Source organism: Aminobacter sp. P4_H6_2, from assembly GCF_056400805.1.
In genome coordinates, this window is sequence record NZ_JBFUKO010000065.1 from 1 (window position 1) to 16,208 (window position 16,208).

10 protein-coding genes are annotated in these 16,208 nt (G+C 61.8%); 6 read left to right on the top strand and 4 right to left on the bottom strand.

The genetic code is table 11. From position 1 onward, the window contains the following. The 5 genes from AC1DUU_RS07960 to AC1DUU_RS07980 form a co-directional block, all read left to right on the top strand. Positions 1 to 1,841: beta strand repeat-containing protein (locus AC1DUU_RS07960; RefSeq protein WP_476782879.1), on the top strand; the 1,841-nt coding region annotated here is incomplete at its 5' end. Positions 1,842 to 1,920: 79 nt separating this feature from the next. Beyond that, positions 1,921 to 3,678: a type I secretion system permease/ATPase gene (locus tag AC1DUU_RS07965; protein WP_476782880.1), complete on the top strand. Its 1,758-nt coding sequence runs from the start codon at positions 1,921 to 1,923 to the stop codon at positions 3,676 to 3,678. Beyond that, positions 3,675 to 6,287 (top strand): calcium-binding protein, encoded by a 2,613-nt coding sequence (locus AC1DUU_RS07970; RefSeq protein WP_476782881.1) that lies wholly within the window; start codon positions 3,675 to 3,677, stop codon positions 6,285 to 6,287. Before AC1DUU_RS07965 ends, AC1DUU_RS07970 begins: the two co-directional genes overlap by 4 nt. 16 nt (positions 6,288 to 6,303) lie before the next feature. Continuing rightward, entirely contained in the window at positions 6,304 to 7,626 is a 1,323-nt protein-coding gene (locus AC1DUU_RS07975) for an HlyD family type I secretion periplasmic adaptor subunit (RefSeq protein WP_476782882.1), read from the top strand. Between the two features lie 77 nt (positions 7,627 to 7,703). After that, the gene (locus AC1DUU_RS07980) at positions 7,704 to 7,871 is read left to right on the top strand and encodes a helix-turn-helix domain-containing protein (protein ID WP_476782883.1); all 168 of its coding nucleotides are present in this window, start codon (positions 7,704 to 7,706) and stop codon (positions 7,869 to 7,871) included. 18 nt (positions 7,872 to 7,889) lie between these two features. Here AC1DUU_RS07980 and AC1DUU_RS07985 read toward each other — a convergent pair whose 3' ends face one another. Together AC1DUU_RS07985 and AC1DUU_RS07990 are read right to left on the bottom strand one after the other, a co-directional pair. Beyond that, positions 7,890 to 8,531 (bottom strand): response regulator, encoded by a 642-nt coding sequence (locus tag AC1DUU_RS07985; RefSeq protein WP_476782884.1) that lies wholly within the window; start codon positions 8,529 to 8,531, stop codon positions 7,890 to 7,892. Then, a complete protein-coding gene (locus AC1DUU_RS07990; protein WP_476782885.1) occupies positions 8,524 to 9,951 on the bottom strand; it encodes a sensor histidine kinase in 1,428 nt (475 codons plus the stop codon). Before AC1DUU_RS07990 ends, AC1DUU_RS07985 begins: the two co-directional genes overlap by 8 nt. A 475-nt stretch (positions 9,952 to 10,426) precedes the next feature. Here AC1DUU_RS07990 and AC1DUU_RS07995 point away from each other — a divergent pair, with 475 nt between their 5' ends. Next, positions 10,427 to 13,645: a winged helix-turn-helix domain-containing protein gene (locus tag AC1DUU_RS07995; protein WP_476782886.1), complete on the top strand. Its 3,219-nt coding sequence runs from the start codon at positions 10,427 to 10,429 to the stop codon at positions 13,643 to 13,645. 7 nt (positions 13,646 to 13,652) lie between these two features. On the opposite strand, the gene AC1DUU_RS08000 is transcribed toward AC1DUU_RS07995, so the two are convergent. Together AC1DUU_RS08000 and AC1DUU_RS08005 are read right to left on the bottom strand one after the other, a co-directional pair. Further along, positions 13,653 to 14,288 carry a LysE/ArgO family amino acid transporter gene (locus AC1DUU_RS08000; RefSeq protein WP_476782887.1) on the bottom strand — a complete coding sequence of 212 codons (636 nt, stop codon included), beginning with the start codon at positions 14,286 to 14,288 and terminating at the stop codon, positions 13,653 to 13,655. Positions 14,289 to 14,621: 333 nt separating this feature from the next. Next, positions 14,622 to 15,668, bottom strand: a complete 1,047-nt coding sequence (locus AC1DUU_RS08005) for a helix-turn-helix domain-containing protein (RefSeq protein WP_476782888.1) — start codon at positions 15,666 to 15,668, stop codon at positions 14,622 to 14,624. Between the last annotated feature and the right edge of the window lie 540 nt (positions 15,669 to 16,208).

Genomic DNA, 16,208 nt, shown 5'->3' on the forward strand with positions numbered 1-16,208 from the left:
GCTTCAACCCTGCCAGCGTCACCTGGCAATGGCAGGTTGAGACGGGCGTGGGAACGGGCCTCTTCACCAATGTCGCCGGCGCGACGAATGCCAATTTCACGCCCGGCCAGGCCCAGGTAAACAGGCAGGTGCGCGTGGTCGCCAACTTTCTGGATAACCGTGGCTTTGCCGAAAGCGTGACCTCCGCGGCCACCATCGTCGTCGGCGATCTGGTTGCGGGGCTCGCAGCGGCCGAAACTATCACCGGCACCGAAGGCCAGGACAATCTGTCCGGCCTCGGCGGCAACGACACCATCAGCGGTTTCGGTGAAAACGACATCCTGAACGGTGGCGAAGGCAACGACACGCTGGACGGCGGAACCGGCAACGACACCATGAACGGCGGCAATGGAAACGACACCTTCGTCGTCGACAGCGCGCTCGACGTGGTGATCGAAGGCGCCGGCGGCACCAGCGGCACCGACACAGTGCAGACAACCTTGGCCAACTATACGCTCGGAGCGAATGTCGAGAACCTGACCAAGCTCGGCGGCGGCAACTTCAACGGCACCGGCAACAACGCGGCCAACGTGATGACTGGCGGCACCGGCAACAACACGCTGAACGGGCTTGGCGGCAACGACATCCTGAACGGCATGGGCGGCGCCGACACGCTGAATGGCGGCGACGGCAACGATACGCTGAACGGCGGCATCGGGGTCGACACGCTGAACGGCGGCAACAACGACGACATTCTCGACGGCGGCGCCGGCAATGACGGCATGGCCGGCGGCACCGGCAACGACACCTATATCGCCGATGCCGGCGACGTGATCATCGAAAACGCCGGCGCCGGCACCGATACGGTGCAGACGACGCTCGGCAACTACACGCTCGGCGCCAACCTCGAGAACCTGACCAAGCTCGGCGGCGGCACCTTCACCGGCACCGGCAACGCGCTCGCCAACATCATCATCGGCGGCGGCCTGAACGACACCTTGTCCGGCCTGGCCGGAGACGACCGTCTCGACGGCGGCCTTGGCAACGACACCATGAACGGCGGCGCCGACAACGACACCTATGTCGTCAACGCGATCGGCGACATCGTCAACGAGCTCCTGAATGCCGGAACCGACACCGTCGAGACAGCACTTGCATCCTACACGCTCGGCGCCAACCTCGAGAACCTGACCTACACCGGCGCCGGCACATTTGCCGGAACCGGCAACACCCTGGGCAACACCATCAATGGCGGCGGATTGAACGATACGCTGAACGGGTTGACCGGCGACGACACCTTGAACGGCGCAAACGGCAACGACACGTTCCTTGCGCAGAACACCGACGGCAACGACACCTTCAATGGCGGCGCCGGCACCGACACCCTCAACATGTCCGCGGTGACCGGCGCAACGTCCGTCAATTTCGCGACCGGCGCGGTCACCGGGGCCGGAAACGACACGATCAATTCGGTCGAAAACGTCATCGGCGGCGCGGGCGTCAACACCTTCACCGCAAGCAACGCTGCCGGTGTTCTCAACACCATGACCGGCGGCGGCGGCAACGACGTGTTTGTCTTCGGAACCAATGCGGCCGCAAACGGCGACCTGATTACAGACTTCCAGGCCGGCGACCGGGTTGATCTTTCCGCCATCGATGCAGTGTCCGGGGGTGCCAACAATGCCTTCACAACCCTTATTCAGGGCAACACGGCGTTCGGCGGCCAAGGCCAACTGCGGACTTATCAGGCAGGCGGCAACACCGTGATCGAGGGCAACAACGACACGGACCCCCAAGCCGACTTCTCGGTCACTTTGTCCGGTACCGTTACCCTGACACTGGGTGGAAGCTTCATCGCATAGCAATGAAGCCGGAGGTCGGCCGCAAACGTGGCCGACCTCTCGACGTCTTTTTGCATCAGCCATTTCGGGGGGACGACACATGCCGAAGGAACAGCCAGCATCGATCGCGCGCCGGCGCAGTGTCGAAACCATCACCAGGGAATTCCGTGGCATCGGCCTTTTCCTCTTCCTCACCTCTGGCCTTATCAACATCCTGGCGCTGACTGGCGCCTTCTACATGCTCCAGATCTACGATCGCGCGCTGACCAGCGGCAGCATCCCCACACTGGTGGCTCTCTCGGTCCTCGCGATCGGCCTCTATCTGTTCCAGGGCGTGTTCGACGTTATCCGTTCGCAGGTGCTGGTCAGGGTCGGCGCGCGGCTAGACAAGCGGCTTGCTCCCCTCGCCCACCAGGTCGCGGTCGACATGCCGCGATACGGTTTTTCCAACGCCGAGTCGCTCGAGCGGGGACGCGACGTCGACGTCGTGCGCACCTTCCTCGGATCGCAGGGGCCGATGGCGCTTTTCGACCTTCCCTGGGTTCCGATCTATCTGGCCTTCGCCTACTTCTTGCATCCGATGCTTGGCGCCCTGACTTTCGGCGGCGCCTTTGTGCTGGCGCTGATGACAGTGGCCGCCGAGCTGATGTTGCGGCGGCTGTCGAGCCATGCGCAGCAATCCGGCGTCAGCCGCGGCGCGATCGCCGATTCCAACGCCCGCAACTCGGAGATCCTCAAGGCCATGGGGTTTGCCGACAAGGCGGTCCTGCGGTTCGAGAAAGCCAATGGCGAGCATCTGGCCCTTCAGACGCGAAGCAGCGACATCAACGGCACGTTCGGCGCGATATCGCGGGTGCTGCGGATGCTCCTGCAGTCGGCCATCCTCGGCCTTGGCGCGTATCTGACGATCATCGGCGAACTTTCCGCCGGCGCGATCATCGCCTCGTCCATCGCTTCGTCGCGGGCCCTGGCCCCGATCGATCTCGCCATCACCAACTGGAAGGGCGTCGTCAGTGCACGGCATTCCTTCCGGCGGCTGGTCGATACGGTGACGGCCCTCAACGAAACGCCGAAGCCGATGATTCTTCCCACGCCGAAGTCGATCCTCACCGTCGACAAGATTACGGTCGTCGCCCCTTCTTCCGGACGAATCCTGCTCAGTGATGTCGCTTTCGAACTGAAGGCCGGCCAGGCGCTTGGCGTGATCGGGCCGAGCGCCAGCGGCAAGACAACCTTCGTGAGGGCGTTGACCGGTGTCTGGCCGGTGCTGCGCGGCAGCGTTCGCCTGGACGGCGCCGAAATGGGACAGTGGGAAGACGCCGCCGTCGGCAAGTTCATCGGCTACCTGCCGCAAGACGTCAGCCTGCTTGACGCGACCATCGAGGAAAACATTTCCCGCTATGCCGACGAGCCGGACCCGATGGGCGTCATCTCCGCCGCGCGGGCCGCCGGGGTGCACGACATGATCGTCCACCTTCCAGAGGGTTATCACACGCATATCGGCCCTTCCGGAATGGTGCTTTCCGCCGGGCAGCGCCAGCGGATCGGACTGGCTCGGGCGCTCTACAACGACCCCTTCCTGGTGGTCATGGACGAACCCAACTCAAATCTCGATGGCGAGGGCGAAACCGCCCTGACGGAAGCGATCCGCGGCATTCGCGCCCGTGGCGGCATCGCGATCATTATCGCCCATCGTCCAAGCGCGCTTGCCGCTGTCGATCTCGTCGCTGTGGTGCAAAACGGCAAGATGGTCGCCTTCGGCCCGAAATCGGAAATCCTGGCACCGCAACCGGTCGGCGGACGACCCTCCGTGCAGCCGACGGCAGCGAATAATGCCAGAGAAGGAGCAATGTCATGATCGAAGTCACCGGGCTCCGTCAGCAAAAGGAAACCACCGATTCCCGTTCGGCACGCCGTTTTGCCTTCGAATCCGCCGAGAAGCTGTCAAAGTTGCCAATTTACATCGCTTTGCTGCTGACCGGTATCGCGGTCTACTTCAAAAGCGCCTTGCCAGCGCGGGCAGAGACTCACTCCGAGCCTGAACCCGGACCTGGCCCGTCCAGCAGCGAGAGTGGGGGTGCGCCGGTTGACTTCGGCCGCGCGACCGCCGTGCGTCCCGACGCCATGTCATCGATCGAAGAGAACCGCGAAAGGGCGGAACGACTGGAACCTCTGGATTTCTTCGGCCAAGCTCCGACACGCGGAAACGTCGTCGACTTCCCTTTGTCGATGAAACTGATGAATGTCACATCCAACCCGTTCAACCTCGACACGTTGCCGCTTATCGAGGCCGGCGCGACATCCTCTTTCGAATTGACCAGCGCTCGGGTTATGCCCTCCTCCAACCGGACGGGCGGCGGAGCGGCCGCCCAGCCGGAAGACGGCGGCGACGACGACTTGCTGGAGCAGCTGCTTGAGGCCCTGAACAAGGGCATCGGCGGCGACGGCGATGCTGAGACACCTGTTTCGAACCCGAGCGACGACCCCGAGCCCCATTCCGATCCCGATCCCGACGATGACCCCGAAGAACCCCGCCGTGGCAACCGCGCCCCGACCGTGGCTGGCCAGAACAGGCTCAACGACGTGATGTTAGCCCAAGTCGTCCTGATCGGGCTGAGCGAACTCCTGATGAACACTGAGGACGCCGACGGCGACGAGCTGACGGTGACCGATGTCCATGTATCTAGCGGCCACGTCGCCGCACATGAGGCATTCTGGATTTACACCCCCGATCCCGATCATCTCGGCGAGGTCAAGGTGACCTATTCGGTATCGGACGGGCTGGAAACCATTGCCCATTCGGCGAGTTTCAACGTCGTGGACAAGGAGGCGCCCACACCGTCCGGCTCAGCCACACTTGGCGACGACTGGCTCGTCGGGTCAGCGGCCGCTGACGTCTTCGACGGACTGGCCGGAAATGACACCATCGAATCCTTCGGCGGAGACGATGTCATCCGAGGTGGCGACGGCAACGACACGATCCGGGCGGGAGCCGGCAACGACATCGTGTTCGCCGGCAGCGGCGACGACGTTGTGAGCGCCGGCGCGGGCGACGACGAAGTGCATGGCGAGGACGGCGACGACAGCATAGATGGCGACGAAGGCGACGACACGCTGTCCGGAGGCGATGGAGACGACCGTATCGCGGGAAACATTGGAAACGACATCCTCCGCGGGGATGGCGGAAACGATACCCTCGACGGCGGCGAAGGCGACGACAGGGTCTTTGGCGGCGATGGTGACGACATTATCATGGCGAGCACCGGCGCCGACTTCGCCGAAGGCGGCGAGGGGCGTGACATCATGCAAGGCGGCGGGGGCAACGACACCCTGTCTGGCGGTACCGGCGACGACCTGTTGGCCGGAGGCGATGGAGATGACAGCATCGATGGCGATGCGGATGACGATACGCTCTACGGCGATGCCGGAAATGACGCGCTGGACGGAGGCGACGGCGACGACTCGATGTTTGGCGGCGACGGCGAAGACGTCATCTTGGCCAGTGCTGGCGCCGACTATGCCGAGGGTGGCGAAGGGCGCGACATCATTCAGGGCAACCAAGGCAGCGACTCCCTGCATGGCGGCGGCGGCAGCGACATGCTTTCGGGGGGCGAAGGTGACGACACCCTCGCCGGCGACGAGCATGACGATACGCTTTACGGCGATGCCGGCAACGACACGCTGGATGGTGGCGACGGCGACGATTCAATTTTTGCCGGCGAAGGTGCAGACATCATCGCCGGCGGCGATGGATCTGATTACCTCGAAGGCGAGGAAGGCGACGATGTCATCGACGCCGGAGCAGGCACCGACGTCGTGCTTGCAGGCGACGGCGACGATATCGTCGATGCCGGAGCAGGTTCCGACACGGTATCCGCCGGCAGTGGTAATGACCTCATCATCGTAACCCTCGACGCCGACGGCGACGTCTATGACGGGGGTGACGGCAGCGACGCGCTGGACATGTCGCGGGCAAGCTCGGGCGTGTCCGTCGATCTGGTCAACGGTACGGTTTCCTCCGGGGAAATCGGCACCGACATCATCACCGGTTTCGAGAAGATCATCGGCGGCTCGGGAAATGACAATTTCCAGGCCGGCGGGCAGTCCACCGTTTTTGCCGGCTCCGGAGGCGACGACACGTTCACCTTCGCGATGGCGGCCTCTAGCGGCATCGGCGCCGGCGAACTGGTTCACCAGATCATCGACTTCATGGTGGGCGATCGCGTGATGGTGGAGCAGTTCGAGATTTCCGGGACTGCGCGCAATGCGGCGGAAGATCTCTTCTCACGCGTTTACGAAGGGCAAGCCAACGGCGGCAATGACGTCCCCATCCGCATCAGATACGAGCGCTTCGACGGCATGGACCACACCATCATCGACGTCGACTTCGACATGAACAACGAGTTTGAAATGTCGATCGACATCTACGGACACCACACACCGTATGTCTACAACACCGTTGCCTAGCGGCTGGAGGAATCTCATGGCAAGGCAAAACCAACCCGCGGGCGCCGAAAAGAAGACTGACGGCGGTTTCGGATTTCGGTCGCGTGTCGTCTTCGGCGCCGTTTTCGGCGCTCTTCTGGTGGGCGGCTGCGGCGCGTGGGCCGCCACCAGCAGGCTTTCGGGTGCGGTGATAGCGCCCGGCGTCCTCAGAGTCGACGAGCATGTCAAGGTCGTGCAGCATCGCGACGGCGGCATCGTGACCGCCATTGCGGTCCGCGAAGGCGACGCAGTGAAACAGGGCGACGTGCTGATCCGCCTCGACGACGTCCAGGCGCGCGCCGAGCTGGCGATCATCCGCTCGCAGCTCGACGAGCTTGGCGGCCGCCGTGCCCGCCTGACATCGCAACGCGACGGCCGAGACAGGATAATTTTTCCAAACGGGTTCACTCAGGGCTCGCCTGAGACGGCCCTCATCGCAATGGGAGAACTGCAGCTGTTCAACCGCGACCTGCAGAACCGGATGCGGATGCAGGATCAATTGAAACTGCAGGCCGAACAGCTCAACCAGGAGGTCGCCGGACTGGCCTCGCAGCTCTCGGCTCTCAACGAGGAAATTGCGCTGGTTGAAACCGAGCACGGAAAGATCGAGGGGCTTTCCGGCAGGGGACTGGTCGAGGGTTCACGTCTCTACACGATCAGCCGCGACCTGGCGCGCATGATGGGCCAGCGTGGCGAGATCGAGGCGAGCCGGGCGCGCGCCGCCGCGAAGGGCAGCGAAATCCAGCTGCAGATCATCGGCATCGAGGAAACCGCGAGAGCGGAAGCCCAGCGCGAACTGCGCGGCGTCGATGCCACCACATCGGAACTCAAGGAGCGATACACCGCGACGGACGACCGGCTGATGCGCACCGAGATCCGCGCGCCGATCAGCGGCATCGTCAACGAGCTCAAGGTGCATACCGTCGGCGGTGTCGTGAGCCCGGCCGAAACGCTGGTCACCCTGGTGCCGCACAACGCTCACCTCAAGATAGAAGTGCGGCTGCGCACCGTGGATGTGGATCAGATCGGCCTTGGCCAGAAAGCCAAGCTGCGCTTCTCGGCCTTCAATCAGAGGACGACGCCGGAGGTCGAGGGCCGCGTCGACCATATCTCCGCCGCCGCTCAGCACGATCCGAGAAGCGGCGATACGTTCTACATCGGCGATGTCGAGATCGTCGGAGACCTGACGCGCATAGGGCGCCAGTCCCTGCTTCCCGGCATGCCTGTGGAGGTTTTTGTCGAGACCGAAGAGGTCACCGCCATCAACTACCTGATCAAACCCTTCACCGATCAGATGGCCCGCGCCTTCCGCGAAGAGTGACGTCTCATGAAGCGGTGCCGACGGAACGGACACAGGTAGGAAAGACTGCAACGTGAAGCCAATCAGTGTCGCGTTGATTGACCGAATTGGCCGAAGCTTTCGAAAAGGATGCTGGTTTTAACGTGGTAGCCAATGGAGTGACGGCGGAAGACGCTGTCGTGGTTGCAGCACCGCACCTCCCGGCTGTGGCGTTGATGGATCTTGGCATGCCTGTTGATGCATTCGAGGCCATTGCCACGCGTTAAGGCCCGCGTCCGCGGCACTCATTCTTCGCTTCCCCATTCGCGCCTCGCGATCAGCGTTGCCTCGACACGGTTGCGCGCCTTGATCTTGGCCATGATCCTAGTCATGTGGAATTTGACCGTCTTCTCCAGGATGTCCAACTGCTCGCCCACCTCGCGATTACTCATGCCTTTGGAAACCAGCTGGAGGATGGTCTTTTCCCGCTCCGACAGCGAGGACATCAGGCTCGGGACCGATTGTCGCTTGACGTTCGCCAGCAGCCGCAAGGTGAGGTTGGGCGAGATGAAGGAGTTGCCGGCGGCCACGCTCTTGACCGCCTCGATCAGATGCGCCGCCTCGATGCCCTTGAGCACATAGCCGACGGCGCCGGCCTCCAACGCGCTCATGATGTTCTCATCGATTTCGGAGACTGTAAGCATGATGACCCGGACAGGATGATCGAGCAGCGCGATCTCACGCGCCGCCTCGATGCCATTGCCCGGCATCGAGATGTCGAGTAGCATGATATCGGGCTTCTTGCTTTGGGCAAGCTCGATGGCCGCGGCTCCCGACCCGCCCTCGCCGACCACGTCGAGCCCGCGATCCATCATCAGCGTCTGAATGACGCCGGCTCGAAACAGCGAATGGTCGTCGACGACCACAATGGAGATCTTGTTAGCCATCTTGCGCTTCCGCCCCGATCGCAAGTTTCATTTCTATGCAGGTTCCGTTGTCAGCCGTCCTGGCGAGCTGGAACGTGCCGCCAAGGCTTTCGACCCGCTCGCGCAGTCCCGTAAGACCAAGGCCCGCGACGATCTTCGCGAGCCCGCCGTCAAGAGCTCCGCCGCGATCGAGCACGGAGACCGAAAGGACGGAGTTTTCGAAACCGCACGAGACCACATTGCCCTCGCTGCCAGCATGGCGGACCGCATTGCTCAGGCCCTCCTGGACGAAGCGATAGACACAGATCTTCACCGCGTGCGACACCTCAGGCGATTGCTTTCCAAAGGACACCTCGACCTTGGTGCTGGTCCTTGCTTCATGTGTGGTCACGGCGCGCTTGACCACATCGCCGAGCTGCAGATCCTCGATCTCGGGCAGCATCAGGCCTTTCGATATGGTACGTATGTCACGCAGCGCATCAGCGAGCACGGTGTCCATCACCTTCAGTTCATTCGCCCGCTCGATGCGGTTCCTTGCCTTGCGGACATGCTCGACCTTCAACGAGGCAAGGCCGATGAGTTGGGCCGGTCCGTCATGCAGTTCCGCCCCAACATGACGCAGATAGCTGGCGTTGAGTTCCGCCAACCGGCTCGATGCCTGCTCCGCCTTCTCGCGTAGCTTGCGGTTCTGGTTCGAGATTTGCTTGACCTCATCGATGCGCTGGCGAAGCGACACCTGCTGCCGGTCGATCAGACGGCTGCCGCGATAGACGATCCCGAAGAGGCTGAGCATCACCAGCAAGGTCAGCGCACCGGTGGTCAGCCAACTCATCAGCCTGACCGGAAAGAGCCGCTGTTCTAGCAGGTCGGGCTTCTCGTGGATTTCCGCCACGGCGACGATGCGCCCCGAAAGATGCTCGCGGACCGGAATGTAGATCTCCAGATACTTTCTATCGAACTGACGCTCGGCATGCTCCGCAGCGGCGAGATCCGCGAACTGGGCGGCGACTTGGCCGGACAGCGCGGCGGCGAGGCCAGCCGGCGGGGCAAAGGTTCGCCCAATGAGTTCAGGCGAGCGCGAATAGATGACGCGACCTTCTGCATTCCAGATCTCAAGGTGCGGAAAACGATCCTGGAAGGCATTTTCCTTGCCGGTATCAGCGCCCAGCAGGCGATCTAGGGCTGCTATGGTTTCGGGGGCAAGCACATCGCTGTCGGCCAACCCCTGCAAATGCGGGGAAAGAAAACTGTCCATGAACAGCGCGGTGGATGATGCGGTGTTCTCGACAGTGGCCTTGGTGACTATGCTGGACGACAGGAAACCTGCCAGAGTCATTGCAAACAGCATGACCAGACCGCCGGTCAACGCAAACTGGCCAGAGAGGCTGCGGGGCGCCTTGAGGTATTTCGTGCCGACTCTGGAGTGGATTTCTGCCAGCAACGCCCTCATTTCCTTTAAGCAGAGACAGAAATAACCGCTGCAGACAAAATGCACTACTCTATTTGGTCGTATAGGTTACTGGACCAAAGCCCAGTTCGCCATCTCGAACAAGTCCAAGGGTGAGCCAACCGAGGTCGAGGCGGTCGTGTAAGAAGCAACTGCATCGCGACGACCCAAATCGCGCTTCGTACGACCTGGTCGCCGCTAGGCTTATCCTTCGCGCGGCATCAACCCCTCACCGATTGATAGCTGGCGCGCACAGCTGCTCAGTCGCACCATCGAACACGCTGTTTGTCAGCAACGAAAATATTGACCATTCCAAGTGATGAGCCACGCACTAGCGACACATATTAGAAACTCACTATGTAATCACTACGAATTGTCTGATGATTGCGCTACGCTGAGGCCAAGCTAGGCGGCGGGACGGTTGCCTCGACACGACCAGTGCTCGAGGATTGGTTGAACGGGAGTGCATATGCCCCCCCGAAACATTGTCGATTTTGCGGCGAGACACAAATCCTCGGGTGCAGGCAGGATCGCCAAGCTTGCGGCGCCGCGCAGTGCCGAGGTGCTGAGACGAGGCCGGGTCCTCGAAGCGATCGATCGGGCGACGCGCTCCGGCGTGTGCTGGGTGGCCGCGCCGGCGGGCTATGGCAAGACGACCGCGATCGTCGACTATCTCGCCAGCATCGATGCTCAGCATCTATGGTACCGCGTTGATGAAGGTGACCGGGATATCGCGCGCTTCTTCCAATATCTGACCCAATCGCCGACAGCTGCCGGAGAAATGCCTGTGTTCGGCGTGGAGTACGCCGAACAGCCACGGGAGTTTTCCAGACGCTTTTTCAGGACCTTTTTCGCCCGGCTGAAGCCCGGCACCGTCCTGGTCCTAGACGATTTGCATGACGCCGATACTCCCGAGTTTCGGGCGATGCTTTCGGTGATGTTCCAGGAGCTTCCTGATACGGTCCGATGTGTCTGCGGATCGCGCACGCTGCCACAACAGGAGCTTGGCGACCTCGTTCTCAAGAGCCAGATGGCCGTGGTCGACCGGTCGGTGCTCGAATTCTCGACGCCGGAAGCACGCGATCTCGTTCAGCTGCGTTCGAAGAACACAGCCATTTCAGTCGACATCGCATCGGCACAAGGCTGGGCGATCGGATTGGTTCTCCTTGCGGATCAGAATTCGCCCTTGAGACTTGTTGACACAAACGAGATGGCAGCCGGTGCGCACAACACGCTGTCGGACGTTATCGGGCGCCATTTCTTCGCTTCGCTTCCTGCCACCGATCAAGACATGCTGATGAAGCTCAACCTGCTGCCCGAAATCAGCGGGGCGCTAGCAAACGAAATGATCGGGTCGACCGACGCCGAAAAGCTGCTCGACAGGCTCTACCGGCGACAGTTGCTCGTCACGCGCACGCAAAGCAGCGGCGACGTCTTTTCCATGCATCACCTGTTGCGGGACTTTCTCGACCGGCACTTCGCGCGGAGCGTGCCCGAGGACGAGCAACGCTCGCTCAGGCGAAAGGCGGCGAAGATTCTGGTGAACACAAATCGCCACGACGACGCCATACCACTTGCTTTGCTAGCCAAGGATTGGGCTGAGGCGAGCGACCTCATCGTGGGGCGCGCAAAGGCAGTGCTGGCGCAAGGTCGCCGGGCGACCTTCATCGAATGGGTCGGCCTTTTGCCTGTGGCGTTTATGAACGGCTGGCATTTCTACTGGCTGGGCGTAGCCCATATGCCGGATGACGCAGCGGCTGAGCGCTGGCTCTCCAAGGCATGGCATGCCTTCGAGGAAGCCGACGATCTGCCCGGCCTGTGTCTGACGGTGTCGCGAGCGGTGCTGGTCAAGACGGACAGCTGGCGAACCTATGAAGGTCTTTCCACTTGGACCCGGCGAGCGCTGGAGCTCAACGAGCGAGGGCTTCCGGAACTACCGGCCGAAGAAGCACTGCTGGTGCGCATCGGCATGTTGCGCGCTTTGAACTTCGCTGACGACTACTATCAAAGTAACGCGGCTGGACAGGCGCTGGAAGCCGAACTGCTGGAGCGGCTGATCAAAAATCCCGAGCAGGACCCAAGCGGCTTGCGGTTGCTGGCTAGTGAATCGCTCATCGAACATTCAGTCTCGACGATGCGCGCCGACCTTTTCGCAAAAGCCGTCGACAGCGTGGTTGGCGACCTGAGCGACAAGGATGTGCTGCCTTGGATCCTCGGCATGTGGCTGGTCGCCTTTGGAGCAAAAAGCGGCCGCTACTTTCCCTACAAAAGAAGGGACTTTCCCTATCCATCAGCGGAAGCCGCGTTGCGGGCAGCGATCGCGATCGGCGAGCGCGAGGCGCTCAGGGGCGTGGAGTTCGGCGGGCTCTATCACCTTCAGATGCAGATGAAGTTCCGCAATGATTTTTCCGAGTTCCACAAGATCGTCGAGCGCCTGACGGAGATCGCCGACAGCCGGTTCACTACGCAAGTCGCTGTTGTCGCCGACTGTCGCGCCGCGCTTTCGGCCAGGCAAGGCGATTTCACGGCGGCCTACAGCGAGTGCGACCGCTTCATGGCTGCCATCGAGGCCGCCAACGAGCCGATGGTCGAGCGCTGGCCGCACTACATCACCAAGTTCCAGGTGCTGCTGGCAGACAGAAAACCGCAGGAAGCCGCAGGACTTCTCAGCGACCTGCTGCCCCGGCTCGATGGCGGTGCCCGCAAGCGGACCGAGATCTGCATCCTAACTGCCGCCGCGCTGGAGAATTCATGGGACAAAGATCCGAACTATCGCGATCGGTTGAAGGCCTTGCTGGAAGAGCTTCGCGGCACGCATTGGCCAATGATATTGCTCAATCTTCCAGAGCTGCTCAGCGAAGTCCTCGCCGACGCGCTTGAGCATGGCATCGAGCCCGAACTCTGCCGCTCTTTGATCCGCGAACGCCTGCTGGAAGCGCCGCGCCAGCCACGGGCGTCCTGGCCATGGTCGCTCAAGGTCCGGGTCCTGGGAGGGTTCCGGCTTGAGCTGGATGGCGAACCTCTCATTCTCAGCAGCAAACATCCGACCAAAGCCCTCGACATCCTCCGCGCCTTGGCGATCTCGCAAGACCACACGTGCTCGCTCGAAAGTCTTCAGGACTGGCTTTGGCCTGACCTTGACGGCGATCAGGCGCGGGCGGCGTGCGAACAGGCGCTTCACCGGCTGCGCAAGCTGTTGGGAGGGACCGATCTCATCGTCCAGCGCGAAGGCAAGCTTCGCCTTGCGTCAAACAAGGTTTGGGTCGACCTCGCCGACTGGGAAGCTCGGCTCAAGGCTATCGCGACAGCAAGCAGAAAGACAGACGGATTGCCCCCGGACGCCGAGGCGCTCTTCCAGGCATTCCCCGGCCCCTTGTTTCTTCACGAACGGACCCGCTCCTGGTCTCTCGCCGCCGCTGATAGAGTGCGTCGCGAGCTGGTCGATCTTGCCTTGCGGATCGGCCACCAGATGGACCCCGCTACGGCGCGGTCGGTCTATCTCCGAGCTTTGGACCTTTATCCGGACGCCAGCCCCATCTGCAAAGCACTCGTCAGGGAGCGACTTTTGCGCGATGACGTCGAAGGCGCGATCGACGATTATGCGCGCTACGAGCGGGCTCTGCGTTCCGCCGGAGACGCGGCGGCGGCCGGGGAAATTCGCGCCCTGGTCGCTCCTTATCTGCGCTGAGATGTGATCATGGCTCTAGGCCGTTCAAGATGTTTCCAGCCAGCAGAATGGCTGCCGAGATCAGAACCAGGCCCGCGACCGCATCCATCCGCCTGCGGTAGATCGGGCGGTCAAAGCAGCTTGACAGGCTAAACCCCGCCAGGCTCCAGCCATAGAATTTGATGGCGGAAGCCGAGAGAAAGCCAATGGCAAACCCGGTCTGTTCCTCGCTGCCATAGCTGGACGAAAAGACGCCGACGAGAAACATGGCCTCGAGCCAGACCAGTGGATTCAGCCACGTTACAACAAGCATCGAACCGATCGCGCGAAAACGGGATTTGCAGTCTGCAGTATAGGCCTCGGTATTGGATGCCTGGCTGACCTTGCGCAGGACGCGCACGCCCCACCATGTGAGAAACCCGGCGCAGCCCGCCTGCAAGATTGCGGAAACTGTCGGATAATGCAGGAGCAGCGTGCCAAGGCCACCAATTCCCATGATCACCAACGCGATTTCCGAGGCGTAGCCGGTAGAGGCGACCGCAAAGGGATGGTTGCGCGTCATACCAGCCTGGATGAGCATGAGGTTCTGGGGACCAAGCGAAAAGATGAGCCCCAGGCCGAAGCCGGACGCTGCTGCCGGCGACAAGAGCGCGTCGACGTTCATCGGCCGGCCTCCTGAAAGGACCGGGCGGCCGGCCCCGGCTTTTTACCGGGAAATCCATGCCGCTGGCCGATGAGAACAAGAACCCTCCCCTTTTGAGCGAATGAGGCGTCGCCTCCCCACCCTGATCCCACACGCGTTTGCATCTTGTGCCTCCACACCGATTGGCCGCGAGGGTGCAGGTGCCACGACCTTCGAACGCGGTCGGATTGCTTGCCTCACGATGCCGGGCAATGTGGAGCACTGGCGCATACGGATCGCATACGGAGCGGCACAACGTCGTCGGATATGTTTCGCGAGTAGATCTTCGCCAGCCGAGCCAGGCCGTGCGTGACGTCAGCCTTGAAGCCTGCGCAGGAGTGCGCCCCAGCGCTTGGAAGGCGCGTCGGCCTCGATCTCGCGATGCGGCTTGACCCCACCCTCGCCCAGCCCGCGCGCCCTGACGTCGCTTGGGCTATAGCCGAACTTGCGTTTGAAGGCGCGGCTGAAGTCGGCGCCGTCGCTGAAGCCACGCTCTTCGGCGATTTCGAGAATCCTGCGGCCGTCGCTCTGATTGGCAAGCGCCGCATGGGCATCAAGCAGGCGCCGGTGCTGGATGTAGCTCATTACACCGCCGGTGGGCTCGAACAAGCGGTAGAGTCGAGTGCGCGAAATGCCTAGCGCACGCCTCAGCGTTTCGGCGCCAAGCTCGGGATCGTACAGATTGGCCGAGACGAACCGGCGAGCCCGTTCGAGGAGAACCGTTCCGATTGGGTCTTGCGCAGCGTCAAGATGGTCGGCGGTGGGCGCGACGCAGGCAATGATCATCGCGCGCATGGCAGGGACTAGCCCTGACAGGTCTTCCGTACTGAGCGTCGGCAGGCTGGTCGACAATCCGACCATGAAATCGGCGAACAGCCGCCCCATTCCAGAGTCGAGTGCGGAGAATTCAGCGGCATCCAGTGTGCCAACCGCATCGCGGCAGAAGTCGCGCGGCACGATCAGCATCAACATCTCGCTGTCGCTGACGGCGCCTTCGAAAGGCCGGCCAAGCGGATGGATCTGCACAAGGCCTGCGTTGCAATCGAGCACTCTTGTCGGCCCAACCGTGTTGGAGCGGCCATCAAGCAGAAGGGTCATCATCCAGTGATCGAGCGAATCGCGGCGGACATGCCCAGGTAGGCTGGCGAACTGAAGTGCTTCAGTACGTATTCTGGAGAATGCCAAGCTTCCCAGGTCCCAGATTGTCTGTTCGCCGTCAAAGCCGGCCTCTGGCTTGTCTGAGGTGGCAAACGTCAGCATCGGCGCAAAATTGTCGCGCCAGCTTGCAAACTGGTCCTTGAGAGGCAGGTCTGAGGTGGAAAATTCGAGCCCGTGCAGCGGCACGCTGGCCGGCTTGGCCATTTTCAATTCAGGAGCAGAGGTAATCGCACTACTTGATGGCGTGCTTGAAAAGCGTTCGTGTGTGTCCAACGCACACTCTTCAATCATCATCCTTTCCTCCTCAGAAAGCGACGCGACAGCACAGTACCCGCATCAAAGCTGTGTTTGCCGATAGTCGATCCCGCTTGCCACATCCCCTTCGCAGCACCCGCCCAGCCTGAGCTTGCCGAGCAAGTCTAGCAGACGACCATAGGGTTTGAAGAGACGATTTTCAGGATGGTTTATGGCAATCTACCAAATGCAAATTCTAACATTGTAGGGGGCGGCAGCTCAATTTTGGCTCGTTGCGCAAATTCTTGGCGCAAGAGCATCGGCAGGAGAAAGAGGACGAAGGTAGTCTTGGCGCACCCGCCTTTGCCCTCTGCGCGGCCTCAGCGGTAGCGCATAAAGCCCGCACCATTGGCGGCCGTGCAGCCGGTTTCGATCCCTGGTGCACTCAAGCGTCAAGATCGGAATGTTGGCCAGAGAAGGTGGGCCGAGCGGATTCGCCCCACCTTCAAC

Excerpts from the sequence above, each read along its gene's own strand:
- AC1DUU_RS07965 (WP_476782880.1), top strand. The coding sequence starts at position 1,921 with ATGCCGAAGGAACAGCCAGCATCGATCGCGCGCCGGCGCAGTGTCGAA.
- AC1DUU_RS07970 (WP_476782881.1), top strand. The coding sequence starts at position 3,675 with ATGATCGAAGTCACCGGGCTCCGTCAGCAAAAGGAAACCACCGATTCC.
- AC1DUU_RS07975 (WP_476782882.1), top strand. The coding sequence starts at position 6,304 with ATGGCAAGGCAAAACCAACCCGCGGGCGCCGAAAAGAAGACTGACGGC.
- AC1DUU_RS07985 (WP_476782884.1), bottom strand. The coding sequence starts at position 8,531 with ATGGCTAACAAGATCTCCATTGTGGTCGTCGACGACCATTCGCTGTTT.
- AC1DUU_RS07995 (WP_476782886.1), top strand. The coding sequence starts at position 10,427 with ATGCCCCCCCGAAACATTGTCGATTTTGCGGCGAGACACAAATCCTCG.
- AC1DUU_RS08000 (WP_476782887.1), bottom strand. The coding sequence starts at position 14,288 with ATGAACGTCGACGCGCTCTTGTCGCCGGCAGCAGCGTCCGGCTTCGGC.
- AC1DUU_RS08005 (WP_476782888.1), bottom strand. The coding sequence starts at position 15,668 with ATGGCCAAGCCGGCCAGCGTGCCGCTGCACGGGCTCGAATTTTCCACC.